The organism is Clostridium chromiireducens (assembly GCF_003575225.1).
Taxonomy (GTDB): domain Bacteria; phylum Bacillota; class Clostridia; order Clostridiales; family Clostridiaceae; genus Clostridium; species Clostridium chromiireducens.
The window spans coordinates 326,984-343,518 of record NZ_QXDJ01000003.1 but is presented as its reverse complement, the minus strand read 5'-3'; the positions used below and the strand labels follow the sequence as shown (position 1 = coordinate 343,518).

Genomic DNA, 16,535 nt, shown 5'->3' with positions numbered 1-16,535 from the left:
ATAAGAAATTATTACAATTTATAGAAATACTTAATACCGATTTTGAAAGTTTTTGGAACATTAATTACTCACAGACTAATTAAAATAAAAAAATATTGGGATGCAATTAACGCTGGTAATAAGCAAAAAAGCTTGTTACCAGCGTTTTAATGTTATTTTACTATATTAATAGTTCCTTCTTTTCTTGGTGTTGCTTTAGGTTCTTCTTTGCTATTGTAACCTAAAACAGCAGTACCATATACTGAATAATCTTCTGGAACGCCTAGTTCTGTAAGTACATTTCTAACATTAGGATCATTACCAGTAAGAGCTAATATGTGAATCCAACATGATCCAATATTAAGTGAATGAGCAGCTAAAAGCATATCTTGAAGTGCTGCTGCACAATCAGATTCCTTTGTTAGTGAATTTTTATCATAAGCTGTAATAACTATTGTAGGCGCATTATAAAATGGATTGAAATTAGGATTTTCTCCCATCTTTCTATATTGTTCTATAGAAGATTTTAGCATAGCTTCTTTTATTGCAGAAACTAGCTTTTCAATCTCTTCTTTATTTTGAACTGCTGTGAAATGCCAGCTTTGTTTGCTCATACCACTTGGAGCAAATTGGGCAGTTTCTAAGATCGTATTTAAATCAGCATCGGAAATTTGATCTTCTTTATAAGTTCTTATACTTCTTCTTGTTAAAATATTTTGGATTACTTCATTCATAATTTTTCTCCTTTCAATGTAAAAGACATTTTCATTCTATCTTAGTATTTACTAGATGATGAAAAAATATATTAGACTTTTACTTTATAAAGAACATTGCTATGTTTGACTAATATATAAAATAATTTTATAATTAACTAATCGAAATTTAAATGAAATTTATAAAGTAGTATAATGATATCAATATGTATAGAATATGTCTAATTGATATTTTTCATTAAATCCATAACTATAAGTTATAGATGCTTTATAATTTGAGATATTATAGATTAAGGGGTGCATATTATGAATTGGCAGCAATTAGAATATTTTAAAACCGTAGCAGAAACACAAAATTTTACATCAGCGGCTAATTTACTTTCTGTAACTCAACCAGCCTTGAGTAAGTCTATTTCCAAATTAGAAGAAGAGCTAAATGTACCTTTATTTGAGAAAAGTGGTAGGAATATAAAGTTAACTCGTTTTGGCATTATGTTTTTAAAGCACGCAAATATTGCAATAAAAGAAATTAATGAAGGAGTTCAAGAATTACAGGATATAATTAATCCCATGACAGGTACTGTTTCTATTTCCTCACTCTACACTATTGGAACACATTTTATTCCTTCAATCATAAGTGAGTTTTTGAAGGAAAGTCCAAATATAAAATTTGAATTTGGGATTCAATCAACATCTAATATTTTAAAAGGTCTTAAGGATGGTAAGTTTGATTTTGGTTTCTATGACGAATTTGAAGATATTAAAAAGTATGAAGAAATAGAGTCATTTCCAATAAAAAATGAGGAACTTGTTGTAATAGTGCCTAAAAATCATCATCTTGCTGATAAAACAGAAGTATTTCTAAAAGATTTAAAAGAGGAATCTTTTGTGTTTTTTTCAGAGGGAATCAAAGGAAAAATGTGTTCTGTTTTTGAAAATCTTGGTTTTATCCCGAAAGTGTCCATGAGACCTAATGAAAGCAGTATGGTGGTAACAGGTTTTGTTAGTGCAGGAATTGGTATTTCTATAGTTCCCGATACCCCAAATTTAATAACCCATGAATTATCAGTATTAAGAATAAAAGAACCTTATTGCTATAGAACTGTACATATGGGATGGTTAAAGAATGGATATATGACGCCTTCAGCTAAAATATTTAAAGATTTTGTTATAGAGGCCTCCTCAAAAATCATAATTTAATAGGTTTTGTTGATTTTGTTTAGACTCTGGAAATATACAGTTGATTTCCGAATTATAATTTGGTTTATGTGAAAATCAAACCAAGTAATATAAATGTTTACTTCTTTAAATTATGAAAATATCACTAAAAGCACTAAATGAAAGGTTGCATTACTTCAACTTGATTCAAATACTATTTTGATAAGCAGAAGTAAAATAATCCTTTATTAAGTGCTTTTTTCAGTTAATTTTCAAATACCTAATTGTATTATTTTCTTTGAAATTACATGTATTTATATAATTTCTTTACTTTCAGATATTCTTCTATTAGGCGAATATCTCATGCAACAATTTAGATAGCAAGTAAAATTAGCTAATTGTAGCATGTCCAATATTTTTAGGTAGAAATAGTACTTCAATTGCTGGAAATAGCATCAATAGACCAAGGAAAATAAAACCTAATTTATATGCTAAAGTAATTGAAAAGTAAATTTGAAGTAAATTCACAATTACTGTAATAAGTGATATTCCCATTCCTTGGGCCAATGTTGATACTACAGCATTTAAAGTATTTGCACTGTTACGATCTTTAGGAGCTATTTCAGAAAAACTAAGTCCACTGTAAGCAGTTAAAGCTAATGAACGTCCAACACCTGAAACTAATGCAAGAAACATTATCCAAATAGGTAAGGTATCAATTTGAATAAATGCTAAGGCAATTGATGTAATAAATACCATTCCAAATGATGATAATAGTGAACCACGATATCCTAGTTTACGAATAATCGGATTAGTGAAAGGCTTGATTCCAATATTTCCAACAAAAATAAATAACACATAACTTCCAGCTTTTACTGCAGACCAATGAAAGACAGTTTGTAAAAAGATTGTTAATATATAAGGTAATGCTCCAACACATAGCCACATAACAGAACCACTTGTTTGGCAGATTCTAAAAGAAGCTACTTTTAATGAATCCAGTGAAAATAATGGATTGTTTATTGTTTTTAGGTGCTTGAAAACAACAAAGGCTAATATCAATCCTAAAATAATTAATCCTAATGCAATAAGCCAATAATTTTCTCCACGAGTCGCTACTTCTGCTCCAACTAAAATAATACCGGATGAAAATGCAATTTCTATAAATCCTAAAAAATCAAAAGCAGCTTCCGTTTTTACTTTATCACTATCGATTAGCTTTGTTCCAATTAATACGATAATTAATCCTATTGGTATATTAATTAGGAAAATCCACTGCCAGTTCCAATAAGTAACAATAAAGCCTCCAACCACTGGAGCTATTGCTGGAGCTATAAGTGCAGGCCAAATGAGATAACTAAACATCCTTAATAGCTGTGAAGCAGGTGTCTTTTCTAATACAATTAATCTTGCTGTAGGTGTCATCAAAGCACCAGAAATTCCTTGTATAATTCTCATTATCAAAAGGAAGGAGAAGTTAGGTGCTATTGCACTGCTTAGTGAACTAAGAGTAAAAATTATAACGGCAATAATCCAAATTTTCTTTTTCCCAAATCGATTAGCCATCCACCCACTTAAAGGGATAAAAACGGCAACGGTAATTAAATACACACTGACAAGTAAAGCAATTGTTGCTGAACTCGTACTAAAGTATTGAGCCATTCTAGGCAGGGCAGTAGTTACAATTGTTCCATCTAAAATCTCCATAAAGAGACTTGCAGCCATTAATAAGGCTATTTTAATTTCTTTTGTCATTATGTTCACCATTCTTTCTTCATTTCCTGCTTAAATCTTTCGATCCATTCAATTGCAACATTGGCCTGCTGAAGTCGTAACTCAAACTTTTTACTTGCATACCAGTGATCTTTTGAATTTTCTTCAGCCAACTTTTGTAATGCAATTTGTGCATCTTCGATGATATCTTTTTGCTCCTGATAGAATTGATCTAATATTTGTATTTGTTCATCAATAGCAAGGTGTTGCATTACATCAAGCTTTATTAAATAGATATCGGCGTTGTGCGCACTACCTGGAACTGGCATTTTCATTAGTTCAAAAAAACGTTTTGTTCCTTTTTCTGTGATAGTAGACATCTTCTTATTTTTTCCGTCTGAACCAACATTGGTTATTTCTACAAGCCCCTCTTTTTCTAATTTTTCAAGTAGGGGATAAATCACTCCATAGCTGACTTTACGGTGACGGCCCAAAGAAACCTGCAATGCATTACGTAGATCATAACCACTTTGAGGTTCTTCCATTAATTCACCTAAAATAAAGAGTTCATTCATTGTTTTATTCCTCCTGTATATGTAAAATATGTATCTAAAAGATATATTTAATATATATCTTTTAGATACATATTGCAAGTTCTTTGAATAAAAAAATTTGATAATCAAAAAGGTTCGTAAAAACTAAATAGTACAATATTTGTAAACATGCTATAATTTAGTGGTTAAAATTATAATATGTGTTCAAGGAAAGGATATTTAAATATTATGATTATTGAAAAGCTAAAAATAGAGGAACTTTCCCAGGTATTAGAATTACATAGTACAATTATTCCGTTTGAAATATCATTTGATAAGGCACTTGAGACATATAAGGAAATGTTGTTGGATGAAAATTATTTTTTGGTAATTGCTAAAGAAGATGAAGAAATTATTGGTACTGCAACTGGAATATGTTGCAAAACATTAGCAGTACCTTTTTTAGTAATAGAAGATGTAGTAGTTAAAGATGGATTAAGAGGAAAAGGCATAGGCGGAAAACTAATGAAAGCACTTGATGATTTTGCTGAAAGAAAAAACTGTGCTTATGCAATTCTTGTATCTTCTGATTTTAGAAAGAATGCACATAAATTTTATGAGAATCATGGATTTACAGATAGTGTAAGAGGATTTAGAAAGGTTTATTAGGTGAATAATAGATTGAATAAAACAAGTATAGGATTATTGCTATTAGGAAAGGAGTGCTTTAATAATGTTAGGCAAATATTGTGAAGAATTAGGTACAATTAATTCTCAGGCATCAAATGAAACAGAAATGAGTAGGTTGGTCAACTTAATCTATAATAATTCTCAGAAGGATGGTACCTTTAGTCAAAGTATTTCTGGCTTGCATACCAGACGTTACTCCAAAATAAGCAAGGATTGGGAGAAATCATTTTACTTTCCTTCTGTGATAATTGTTGCACAGGGGGTAAAGGCTGTTAGGATAGGAAAGGAAATCTTTCAGATAGACAAAGGTTGTATACTAATGCTTCCAGTTGGGGTACCAGTTGCTCTAAGGACTATACAGGCTAGTTCTGAAGAGCCATTTCTAGGCATTGGATTAACTTTGGAACCGGAAAAAATCGCGGAATTTGTCCCAAAAGTTTATCCCAAAGGTCTGCCACCTATGCCAGAACGGAGTGCTGCCTATGCTTCAAAAGCTGATGCAGGTATTATAAATGCAGTGACGAGGCTTATGGAATGTTTGCAAAGTTCTAGTGATGCAGAATTACTTGCGCCAATTGTTAAGGATGAGATTTTAATGCGTCTTTTGCGCAGCCCGATTGGTATTCAAATTGCGGAATTAGGTTTTGCAGAGTCTAGGGTGCAGCATATTACAAAAGCTATTAAGTGGCTGTTAAATAACTTCTCTCAGCCAATGAAGGTTTCTGATTTAGCGACTATTTCAAATATGAGTGTTTCTGTTTTTCACAAGCATTTTAAAGAAGCAACATCTATGAGCCCTTTGCAATACCAAAAAGTACTACGATTGCAAGAAGCTAAACATCTTATGTTATCTAGGAAAATGGATGCAACTACTGCATGTCAGTTGGTAGGATATGCAAGTGCATCACAATTCAGTCGGGATTATAGCAACTATTTTGGAAATCCGCCCAAAAAAGATATTTCTATACTATATCAGCAGCTTAAAAAATCTGATAAAGCATATGACAGTTAGTAGAAGAAATATATTTACAACAAGAGAATCAGGCAATAAGTTGAGAGTAAGCAGCAACAATTTTTTTGAGACCTAGATTATAATAAATTCAGAGTATTACATCTAACTAAGCTAAGCACTAGTTGTTTTTTGTATGTCTTATGCTAAGGAGGATTTAACTCTAAGTTAATAGGATTTAGGAGGAATTAATAATGAGAGTTTTTGTTACAGGTGCAACAGGTTTCATAGGTTCAGCTATTGTTCAAGAATTAATAAGCGCAGGGCATCAGGTGTTGGGGCTTGCACGTTCTGATGAGGCAGCAGAAAAATTACTGGCAGCAGGTGCAGAGGTGCATCGTGGATCTCTTGAGGATATTGAAAGTTTGCGCAGTGGAGCAGCCGCTGCAGATGGTGTGATTCATACAGGATTTACAAATGATTTATTAGATCTAGCCAATGTATGTGAAATAGATCGCCGTGCCATAAAAACACTAGGAGAGGCTCTTAAAGGATCCAATAAACCTTTTGTCACCACTTCAGTGATCACAGCCCTTAAGGCGGGTCGTCTTGGAACGGAAAATGACGAAACTGATCCAAATTCTATCGGAGCACCACGTATTCCTTCTGAGAATGTAGCACTTGAGATGGTACCATATGGTGTACGTGTTTCGGTAGTACGACTTGCACCATGTGTGCATGATGAAAATCGTCAAGGTTTTGCTACAGCTTTGACTTATATGGCACGTGAAAAAGGTGTTTCAGCTTATGTTGGCGATGGACTCAACCGTTGGCCAGCTATACATAAGCTTGATGCAGTAAAATTATATCGAATGGCTTTGGAATCTGCTCCTGCTGGTTCATGCTTGCACGGTGTCGGTGAAGAAGGAATACCATTTAAGCATATTGCCGAAGCAATTGGGCATCGCCTTAATCTACCAGTTGAAAGCATTTCTAGTGAAGCAGCAGACAGACATTTTACTTGGCTTGCAGGTTTCGTTGTAAGCGATAATCCTACGTCTAATGAACTTACACAGAAGTGGTTAGGATGGAAACCAGAGGGGCCTACATTGTTAGCTGATTTAGGAATGAAATAAATTATTTTTATTGAAAGAATTAGATAAAATAATAATTATGACTAATTATATAAACATTATAAAGGCAGATTAAATTGTAGAGATTTAGTCTGCCTTTATTGTTGGGCTCTAAGTATAGCAGGTGCTAAGCTGCGAAAGTCATCTGCTATTTTATCATTTCACATTTCCCAGTGAGTTTGCTAATTTTATTTTTTGCACCAACTAAAGCTATTCCAAGGTAGTTCATATCTTCTGATGGTATATCTTTTGTGATCGCTAGAAATTCTTCATAATTTTTTGTTTTTTGACCTTCTACAGGGAAGTCTATAACATCGCAGCCTTTTTCTAATGCAGCTTTACGGAGAGCTTGTAAATCGTCCTGAGTTGTGCACAACATAGGAATTCCAGTAGGAATTAAACCAGGATGTGTTTCACCCGATGCGTCAATGAGTGGTTCTCCAAGAAGTGCAGGGTGACGTCTACCTGCTGTTAGTGCTATTACAGCAATTGCATTCGCAAGCAGACCACCTGATAAAGAGCTGTCCATGATAATAGTACAGCGAGTTGGGACTTCAGATAATACAGTTAAAAATTCGTTATTTTCATTATACATTTTAATTTTCTCCTCTCTGAATAGAACTTAATATAACACCGAAGATGACAATAATTCCGCCTAATATTTGTATGGCAGATACACTTTCATGCAAGATTAATATTGAAAATATCAAACCTAAAACAGGAACTAGATTCATAAGAGATACTGAAATGCTAGCAGAAAGTTTTCTAAGCCCCAAATTATATAATAGGAATGCAACAATAGAGCAGCCTATACTTAGGTATATTAATGCACTTGCTGAAGTGATAGTTGGCATTTTCCATGTCTTATTCTCAATGAGAACAAGTGGTAAAAAGAAGATTAAACCTGCCTTCATCTGATAATAAGTTAATGTTATAGCAGAATATTTATTTGTTAGATCTCTAGTAATAAAGTTGTAGAAGGCCCATACAATTCCGGCTCCTATTAGAATTACATTTCCGAGCATTGATTTAGAATCACCATCCACATTAATTTGAGTTAGAATAGCAACACCAATGACGGCGATTATAATTCCAAGTACCTTTTTAAAATTTGGTTTTAAATGATAAATAAAAAATTCCAGTAACGTTGTAACGGCAGGAAAGGAAGCTACTATCAAGGCAGAATTTGAAGAAGAGGTCATACTAACCCCAATGTTTTCTATTGCAAAATATAGTGTAATGCCTAAAAATCCACTGAATGCAATACGTATACGATATTCTTTTTTTATTTTTTCATTATTTGATGTGAATCTTCGTATGAACCAAAAGATAATTACAGCAAAAAGTGTTCTAACTGCACCTAATTGAATAGGAGCAAAAGTTTCATAAGCTAATTTTGTCGCAATAAAAGATGCACTCCACAATATAACGGCGCCAGTACTAGCTAAGTAATAGTGAGGTAATGTTCCTTTAAATAAATCCATTTTTTGATTATCTATTAATGGTTTGGCCTTTAACATTAAATATATCCCCCTTTTTTATATTTAGTGACTACCTATGTAACTACTTTTAATTACGATATCAGTTTTGGTTGATTGTGTCAATAGATTTGGTTATAATATTAGTTACTAAAGTAGCAACTAATATTATTGGAGGGTTTATGAAAGATAATATTTTAGATACATTGAAGAATTTAAATTTTACGGAATATGAAGCTAAGGCATACCTTGCTTTATTAGAGGAATCACCGCTAACAGGCTATGCAGTAGCAAAAAATTCAGGCGTACCTCGTTCAAAAATATACGAGGTTTTAGATAGTCTTGCTATGCGTGGAGATATTTTGATTAGTCATGGAAATACACAACAATACGTCCCAATTCCAGCAAAAGAACTTATTAAGAATCGTCGAGTAAAAGCAGAAGAAAACTTTAAGCTTGCAGAAAAATCTTTAGAGCAATATAATAAAGCATCAAAAAATCGTGAGAATATCTGGAATATAACCGGTCATGATGAAATACTTGATAAGGTGAAAGAATGTATCCTTTCAGCAAAACATAGAATTTTGATTGAACTTTGGGAAGAGGAATTCAAGGAATTAGAAACTGAATTAAATAAGGCAGCTGACAGAGGGGTAGTAGTAACTATTATTGCTTATGGAGAAATAACATCTACTTTCGCAAATGTTTACTTACATGATATGAGTGCAGAAATTACAGAAGAATATGGAGGACGCTGGCTTGTAGCAAGTGCTGATAATTCAGAAGTTGTAGCAGGTATTGTTTCGCTCGGAAAAGATAGCAGAGCAGCGTGGACTATGCACCAAGGATTGGTTATGCCTATTACAGAAGTCATGATTCACGATCTGTATATTATGGAAATAATGGAGAAGCATAGAGAGTTACTAGAAGAAAGCTTTGGAAAAAATCTTATTGAACTTCGTAAGAAATTTTCTATCTACCAAGATTTGAAGAAACATTATGTATAATTAATCTAGATGGTAATATATTTGAGCGCAAGAGAGTCGTAGTTTTGTTAATAGGCAAGCTGAATAGGGAGTATAACCGATGATTTAAAGAATCATTGAAGTTTCACATTTGCATCGTGTGGAGCTAGAATAATATTGGGTTTATATTATATATGGCCATTTCCAAGGTGTTTTTTATGATAATACCTCGGAAATGGTGGAAGGGCTTTATGATTTATTAAAATCAGAAACTAAATATTGCCTTGAGCATTTTTTTACAAAGTCTTCAAAGTTTTCTGCCTTAGTTGAAATAATTTCTGTGAATTTTAAATCATTAATATAAAACTTGGTATATTTCTCTAATGAAAATTTAGGAGCTTTAGCAATATCCACAATCTCATCTTGGATACCTTCAAGTTGTAATTTGACTAAATCGATATCTAAGTTCTCATTAAATAAATGTACTCTATCCCAATTTTTTGTTGAAATTAAAGCGGTTTCTTTTGTATCTCTATTAAATAATAAAATAGCTAATGTTATGCAGTCTTTTGAAATTAAAGATGGATGATGGCATAAAATAGAATAATCTATAGTAAACATGAAATCACTTCCTAATAATTAGTATTTAGAATTAAATCTGCATAGTAGTCAATATGCTCCATTCTATACAGTAAATATTGAATTAATGCCTTTAATTCATTTTTATTATGTTCAAATACTTCAGGGATTTTATCAACGATACTTTCCAAAAAGTCTTTTGTTAAATTTTCTTTGAAATAATCTACTGTTTCTTTCATAACAATAAGGTCAAGCTCTAAGACTGATTTGAATTTTGCATAATGGTACCAATTATCAGCCATTATAGCAGAATCTTTAAAGTCTTCATCAATAATCTTATATTCAAGTGCATGGGTATTCCATAAGGCTTCTAGATTAAAAGTATGACTATGATCTATAATATATAGATGTCTATTGGATTTTGAAAGTGAAATAAGAAGATTACCCTTATTTCTATCTTTATTATAAATTAAATGATCAAATAACATTAATTTAGGCAATAACCATTTATAATTACTTGCAAGCTTCAGCATTTTGCTTGAGGTTACTACAGTAACAGGTTCTAAAAATTCTGAACAAAAGGCTAATCCAAAACAGTCATCAGAAAAGTCCTCTAAGTCTAATACTTTTTTAGATATTACTGTGTTTGCATCTATAATCCCTAATTTTGCATCAGGAATTGGAAAGTTTAGTTTTTTAGCTATGTAATGACAAACCAATTCATTTATTAAAGTTTTATTTCCTTCGATATTATTAAAGGTTTTTATAATATAATTTTTATTATTAACAACTCCAAGTATAGGAATAGTAGCTCCATTGCCTATTGGATATAATAATTCATCTACATGATACGTGTCCAACTTTTAATCCTCCTATACATAGTTCGATAATTATAGTTAAAAGATAAGTGTTTTAATTATATCATATTTTACATATATATATCCAAATTTGAACTTAGAATTATGTGGGAACTAACCGAAATCATAAATATTGTTATAACCTCAAGGGTCACAATGCCCCAAAGGACTAAAAAAATATCGCTGAAGGTTCTAAGCAGCATGTTGCACACATTTAAGCATGCTCCCGCTTTCAGTGTGACAAGCTAAAATGTGACAACCTACAGCTAAAAACCTTTATCAGCTCATTTTTCAATGCCTTCTTCGCATAGTGCCCCCTGTGGGTAAATAAATGAAAAGCCTTTATTTTCTTATATAAATACTGGCATTAAGAATTCGTTTTTTAATCATTTGAATTTATAATTTCTTTTAAAGTAACATTTTCATTCATAAATCTTGCATTTGGATTTTTCTCATTTTTTAATTTAATTGCTTTTTTTGGACAAAGGTTTATGCAAGCAAGACAAAATTCACAGTTTTCTCCGAAAATCGGTTTAGATTTATCAATATTCTTGTTAAAAGTAATATTGATACGAGGGCATACCCTTGAACATGTGCTGCAGCCATTGCAACTATTTTCAACGGAAAACTTCTTGGCAGAATTAGGGTTTGGTAATGTTAGCATACTATGAGCGGCACTTGTGACTATTGAAGCAAGGAATGAGCTACTATTAATATAGTGTTTGTTTTCCTTGATGTTATTTAATATGCGATTGAAGTTTTCGTTTATATTTTTTTGTTTAAGTTTTTGTTTTTCTATATCAAAAACTGGTAAGTAATTATCAATCATAAGTAACTTATCTGCATAATGTATATGAATATTATTTGTTTCTGCAAATTTTACAAACCAATTAATACCGCCTAAAGTAAAATTTCCATAGGTCATAATTGTAAATATATAAGGACTTTTTAAGGTTACTTTCTTTATAAATTCACGTACTATATTAGGCGCAGCAGCATCATAACAAGGGAAAATTATCCCGATTTTGTCATCTTCAAAATTAAATATATCGCCCTTCAAGATTTTTGGTATTGAATAGAGTTCTCCGCCAAATCTTTTAGCAATATCCAAGCTGTTACCAGTAGCAGTAAAGTAAAAAATTTTCATAATAAGCCTCCATGTTTCAAAATTTTAATACTTTGACAATCATCGAAATGATTGTCAAGTTTTAAGGATAGTTTTCAAATTTGTATAATAAAATCTAAATGATTATTAGCTTTAATAATCCATAAATAGTTTTACAAACTAAAAAATTATTATTGATTTAGAACACATTGTCCTGAATTTTGAGCGCATCCGTTGCATCTAATACACTTCATTTTACTTGTATCACCTGATGCTAAGCGATTTATTAAATCAGGTTCAGCAATTAATGGTCTAGCTAGTGAAAGATACTCTATTGAAGTATCGTTTATTATTTTATTTGCTGTGGCAATATCATTTATCCCTCCTACCAAAATTATAGGAATTTCTTTTTCTTCAGCAATTTTCTTAGTATGATCAAGGAAGTAAAACGAGTCTGTATTTTTAAATATCATCCAAGGGCCGCTTACCTCAATAGCACTCACACCAGAGCTTATAATTTGCTTGCATGCGGTGTGAAAACCTTCAGATGTAATTCCATTTTCAATATTATCGCTGCAATTTATTTTCACAAATATCGGATATTCTAAGCCAACCTTTTCTCTTATGCATTGAATGGTTTCCACTAACATCCTTGCTCGATTTTCGTCTGATCCGCCATATTCATCCGTACGTTGATTATAATATGGAGTTAAGAATTGACTGAGCAGCAAACCATGAGCTGCATGTAGTTCTATTCCGTCAAATCCAGCTTTTTGAGCCCTTAGAGCAGCATCAGCAAATGAATGTTGAACCTTTTTTATATCTTCTTTTGTCATTTCAAAGGGAACTTTTTTAGAAAGAAGATTTTCAACTTCACTTGGCCCTAATATTCTAGCTACATGAGTGTTCACTAAAGTTACAGAACCAGGGTGTACTAATTGGAGTATAATATTGGCATCTTGTTGATGTACTACATCTGTAAGCTCTTTATATTCTTGTATAAAAGAATCATCATAAATACCAAGCATACCATCTGATACAGCATAATGAGATATATAAGTATAACCAGTTATTATTGTACTAGAGCCTCCTTTGGCTAAATCTTCATAAACTTTAAAATCTTTTTCTGTCATATGACCATTAATAGCATGAAAGCTAGTAACGGCAGCTGCAATAAATCTATTTTTCATATTCATATTTCCAATTTTAGTTTTTTCAAATAAGTTTTTCTCCATAATAATTATTTCCTCCATTTAATTTGTTAATAAGCAATCACCTCATAAACTATCAAGATTATCATATAATAGTTCTTATATAGATGCCCTTGTATTTAAATATAAATGATTTATAATTGAGATTATAGTTAAATAATGCTTATTTATTGCCTAAAACTACGATTTATTTATTTGATGTTTAGCCTTTGTAACACTCCAATTTCTACAAGTGGGAGTTAAGCATGATCCTAGATGAGGTACCCTTGTAGTCACATTGTGCTTTTTGTGGGTATAAGTTCAACTAGATTCCAGATAGGAATCAAGCCACACATGAATCAAGTTTTACTTTATGAGGATAAGAATATAAGCATATGAAAGGAAACATAAAATGTCTTTAAATTCTAAAACAGCAGCGTCTGTGATAAACGATCTTTTAGAAATAACTTCAAAGTTTCAATTTACAGATGGATTTTTCAAAACTAATATTCCATTTCTTTCTGTACTACGAGCAGCTAACCCCACTGAATTTGAGCATGGATTTCTCAATCCACAAATATGCATCTTAATTCAAGGGAATAAAAAATTATATATAGGTAACAAGTCCATTGATTTAGAAGCTGAAAATTATATTGCTTCAAATATTGATATGCCAATTAGTGGATATGTTTCTAAAGCCTCAAATGAAGTACCATATATAGCCATTAAAATTGAATTTACTTCCGATGAATTTGTAGATGTTGCATTAAACGCTAATATTAAGTCAAGAAGGGAAATTGAATTAAAGGAGGGTGCATGCGTTGGGAAAATAGGAGTTGATGTACTTTTAGTAATTGAAAAATTGCTCAAATTCATAGGGGATACTAAGGCCGCTGACTTTCTTGCACCAGCAATGAAGCGAGAAATTATATATTACCTGCTTACTGGAGAAGATGGTGATATGTTTTATAATAATATGCTTTTACATAATGAAGCTTTAAGTATTAATAAAGCAATTAACTATATAAAAAGTAATTACAAAAATTCGCTTAGTGTGGAAGAAATCGCCCGTGTCTGCAATATGAGTATGTCTACTTTGTATCATAAATTTAAAGTAATTACTACACTTAGTCCAATACAATACCAAAAGCAGCTTAGACTTCAGGAAGCAAGAAGAATACTTTTAAGCGGTGGAGTTGATGTCACTAGAACTGCTTTAGAGGTGGGGTATGAAAGTATGACTCAGTTTAATCGTGAATATAAGCGGCTTTTTGGCTTGCCACCTTTGAAAGATATTAAAAATATATTAACAAAAGCAAGCATAAATTAAGAAAAATGGTGATGTAAGAAAGTTAGAACTGCTTTTAAGTCAATTTCTTTCTATCTGGCATATTCTCTGTTAAATTGAGATAGGCTTTCATAACCAACCTGAAAACTAATGATAGCGGCGTCTAATATTTCTGATAGCAGTAAGCGACGAGTATCCTGTAATCATACAAGCTTTTGATATTGAAGATGACTCATGCTAGTTACTATTTTAAACTGATTATGCAGTGCTGAATTGCTCATGCTTACCTTGAGTATGTGGATTTAAAGATTTTTATGCCACAAGCTAGGTATTAAATGATACATTAATTGAGTCAGCATTGAAAATTAAATTTATATATCGTATAATACTAACAATTAAATTCTAGGAGGAAATATTATGAAAGCATTTAATTTGAAAGTAGTAAACTTCATACATCATCATCACTAGCAAGACTTGGTCTGTTCAAAAGCAGATGCAAGTCTATAATTTGTAGGCTTGTATCTTCTGGTGATGATAAATTAAATGTTAGTAATAATTTATTGAGCCATGTGGGATATATGCCTGCATGGTTTTTTGTTATTCAAAATAAAGATTAAATTAATTTTATTGATTCAAAATTTATCATAAGTAAGGAGAAAGAGATTATGAAAAATAATAAAATACAACCAAGTATATTACCCGGCTTTATGGAGCTATTACCTAGAGAGCAACAAATATTTAAGGATATAATAAGAAAAATAACTAATGTTTATGAGAAAAATGGCTTTTTAGAGATGGATACACCAATAATTGAAAAGTCGGAGGTATTATTAGCTAAAAGTGCAGGTGAGACAGAAAAACAAGTATACAGATTTAATAGAGGAAGTAATGATTTATCTTTAAGATTTGATTTGACAGTGCCTTTCGCTAGATTTTCAGCTCAGTATTTTAATGAGTTAATATTCCCGTTTAAAAGATATCAAATCGGAAAGGTATATAGAGGGGAAAGAAACCAAAGAGGAAGATATAGAGAGTTTTATCAATTTGATGTTGATATTATAGGGAATAATAAACTGAGTATTAATAATGATGCCTTAGTAATTAGTATGGCCTCAAGAGCCTTTAAAGCCATTGGTTTAAAGGATTATAAATTACAAATAAGCAATAGAAAAATATTATCATCTGTTTTGAAGGAGTTAGAAATTACGAATACAACAGAAGTTTTGATATTAATTGACAAGTACGACAAAATAGGAGCAGCAGAATTTGAAAGTTCATTAATTGAATTAATAGGTAAAGAAAAAGCAGATTATATTAATAAAATCATTAATATTAATGGAAGCAATGAAGAAATATTAGCTGAGTTGAAGAAATTAGATATGAATTCAGAGGAATTAAAAAAGGGTATAGAAGAAATTGATACAGTTAGAAAAATGTTAAAGCTCTTAGGCGTAGACGATAATGAGTATACAATAAACTTAAAAATAATAAGAGGACTTGATTATTATACAGGAACAGTAATTGAAACATTTTTAATTGGAAATGAGAATTATGGTTCAATATGTTCAGGTGGAAGGTACGACAACCTAGCTGAAAATTATACAGATAACATCTTACCAGGGGTAGGAATATCTATTGGGCTTACAAGATTATTTTTTGTATTAAAAGAAATAGGATTTTTAGATAATTATAAGGTGGAAAAATCCATAGAATATTTAATTATACCAATTGGGGACACACTAGAATATTGCGTCGAGATATATAAAATGTTATTGGCTAAAGGAAAATATACAGAAATATATCTAGAAGAAGATAAATTAAAGAAAAAACTTAATTATGCAAATAAATTAGCAATACCTAATGTAATATTAATTGGAGAAAATGAAGTTTTAAAAAGAGAAATAAAAATTAAGGATATGGCTAGTGGGGAAGAAAAAGTTATTAATCTACTTTGAATATAAGTATACTGATATTTGTTTGAAATTTTATTTTAAGGCTGTTAAAATAAATGTAAATATAAGTAAATGGAGGAGGAACAAGACTTTAAGACGAAATTCTTGTTTTATTTGACTAGATGAAAAATTCTTTATAGTTTTAAACAAGCCGGATAGTGAAGCATATATAAATACTTTTCGCTGCACCGGGATTTTAGATAGTATTGTAATAAAGCCTTCGTGAATATCGAAGGCTTTACTTTAGTATATT

Annotated in this window: 16 protein-coding genes; 7 read left to right on the top strand and 9 right to left on the bottom strand. The window is 31.3% G+C overall.

The genetic code is table 11. From position 1 onward, the window contains the following. Nucleotides 1-152 precede the first annotated feature (152 nt). Complete coding sequence (locus D2A34_RS12815; protein WP_119366870.1) at nucleotides 153-713, bottom strand: nitroreductase family protein; 561 nt, start codon at nucleotides 711-713, stop codon at nucleotides 153-155. A 285-nt stretch (nucleotides 714-998) separates the two neighbouring features. Between D2A34_RS12815 and D2A34_RS12810 the strand changes: the two genes are divergently transcribed. Then, nucleotides 999-1,892, top strand: a complete 894-nt coding sequence (locus tag D2A34_RS12810; RefSeq protein ID WP_079440028.1) for a LysR family transcriptional regulator — start codon at nucleotides 999-1,001, stop codon at nucleotides 1,890-1,892. A gap of 348 nt (nucleotides 1,893-2,240) precedes the next feature. Here the strand turns inward: D2A34_RS12810 and D2A34_RS12805 are convergent, their stop codons facing one another. Together D2A34_RS12805 and D2A34_RS12800 are read right to left on the bottom strand one after the other, a co-directional pair. Next, nucleotides 2,241-3,605, bottom strand: coding sequence for an MFS transporter (locus D2A34_RS12805; protein WP_119366869.1), 1,365 nt, complete (start codon nucleotides 3,603-3,605; stop codon nucleotides 2,241-2,243). 5 nt (nucleotides 3,606-3,610) lie between these two features. Then, on the bottom strand, nucleotides 3,611-4,138 hold the full coding sequence (locus D2A34_RS12800) for a PadR family transcriptional regulator (protein WP_119366868.1): 528 nt from the start codon (nucleotides 4,136-4,138) through the stop codon (nucleotides 3,611-3,613). A 207-nt stretch (nucleotides 4,139-4,345) separates the two neighbouring features. Between D2A34_RS12800 and D2A34_RS12795 the strand changes: the two genes are divergently transcribed. The 3 genes from D2A34_RS12795 (at nucleotide 4,346) to D2A34_RS12785 (ending at nucleotide 6,871) form a co-directional block, all read left to right on the top strand. Further along, nucleotides 4,346-4,765: a GNAT family N-acetyltransferase gene (locus D2A34_RS12795; protein ID WP_079440025.1), complete on the top strand. Its 420-nt coding sequence runs from the start codon at nucleotides 4,346-4,348 to the stop codon at nucleotides 4,763-4,765. A 199-nt stretch (nucleotides 4,766-4,964) separates the two neighbouring features. Then, nucleotides 4,965-5,798: an AraC family transcriptional regulator gene (locus tag D2A34_RS12790; RefSeq protein ID WP_341467248.1), complete on the top strand. Its 834-nt coding sequence runs from the start codon at nucleotides 4,965-4,967 to the stop codon at nucleotides 5,796-5,798. Between the two features lie 191 nt (nucleotides 5,799-5,989). After that, a complete protein-coding gene (locus D2A34_RS12785) occupies nucleotides 5,990-6,871 on the top strand; it encodes an SDR family oxidoreductase (protein WP_119366866.1) in 882 nt (293 codons plus the stop codon). 145 nt (nucleotides 6,872-7,016) lie between these two features. On the opposite strand, the gene D2A34_RS12780 is transcribed toward D2A34_RS12785, so the two are convergent. Continuing rightward, nucleotides 7,017-7,463, bottom strand: coding sequence for a DUF2000 domain-containing protein (locus tag D2A34_RS12780; protein ID WP_119366865.1), 447 nt, complete (start codon nucleotides 7,461-7,463; stop codon nucleotides 7,017-7,019). Nucleotide 7,464: 1 nt separating this feature from the next. Beyond that, entirely contained in the window at nucleotides 7,465-8,388 is a 924-nt protein-coding gene (locus tag D2A34_RS12775; RefSeq protein ID WP_119366864.1) for a DMT family transporter, read from the bottom strand. Between the two features lie 140 nt (nucleotides 8,389-8,528). Here D2A34_RS12775 and D2A34_RS12770 point away from each other — a divergent pair, with 140 nt between their 5' ends. Continuing rightward, nucleotides 8,529-9,353, top strand: coding sequence for a TrmB family transcriptional regulator (locus tag D2A34_RS12770; protein ID WP_119366863.1), 825 nt, complete (start codon nucleotides 8,529-8,531; stop codon nucleotides 9,351-9,353). Between the two features lie 207 nt (nucleotides 9,354-9,560). Here D2A34_RS12770 and D2A34_RS12765 read toward each other — a convergent pair whose 3' ends face one another. From D2A34_RS12765 to D2A34_RS12750, 4 genes are all read right to left on the bottom strand, one after another. Then, on the bottom strand, nucleotides 9,561-9,932 hold the full coding sequence (locus D2A34_RS12765) for a DUF3037 domain-containing protein (protein ID WP_119366862.1): 372 nt from the start codon (nucleotides 9,930-9,932) through the stop codon (nucleotides 9,561-9,563). Between the two features lie 11 nt (nucleotides 9,933-9,943). Next, on the bottom strand, nucleotides 9,944-10,750 hold the full coding sequence (locus D2A34_RS12760) for a HipA family kinase (RefSeq protein WP_119366861.1): 807 nt from the start codon (nucleotides 10,748-10,750) through the stop codon (nucleotides 9,944-9,946). A gap of 379 nt (nucleotides 10,751-11,129) precedes the next feature. Next, nucleotides 11,130-11,894, bottom strand: coding sequence for an EFR1 family ferrodoxin (locus tag D2A34_RS12755; protein WP_119366860.1), 765 nt, complete (start codon nucleotides 11,892-11,894; stop codon nucleotides 11,130-11,132). 149 nt (nucleotides 11,895-12,043) lie between these two features. Further along, nucleotides 12,044-13,087 (bottom strand): NADH:flavin oxidoreductase, encoded by a 1,044-nt coding sequence (locus D2A34_RS12750; protein ID WP_119366859.1) that lies wholly within the window; start codon nucleotides 13,085-13,087, stop codon nucleotides 12,044-12,046. Nucleotides 13,088-13,454: 367 nt separating this feature from the next. On the opposite strand from D2A34_RS12750, the gene D2A34_RS12745 reads away from it, so the two are divergent. Further along, nucleotides 13,455-14,372, top strand: a complete 918-nt coding sequence (locus D2A34_RS12745; protein ID WP_119366858.1) for an AraC family transcriptional regulator — start codon at nucleotides 13,455-13,457, stop codon at nucleotides 14,370-14,372. A gap of 623 nt (nucleotides 14,373-14,995) precedes the next feature. Next, nucleotides 14,996-16,285: a histidine--tRNA ligase gene (gene hisS / locus D2A34_RS12735; RefSeq protein WP_079440015.1), complete on the top strand. Its 1,290-nt coding sequence runs from the start codon at nucleotides 14,996-14,998 to the stop codon at nucleotides 16,283-16,285. Nucleotides 16,286-16,535: the final 250 nt, after the last annotated feature.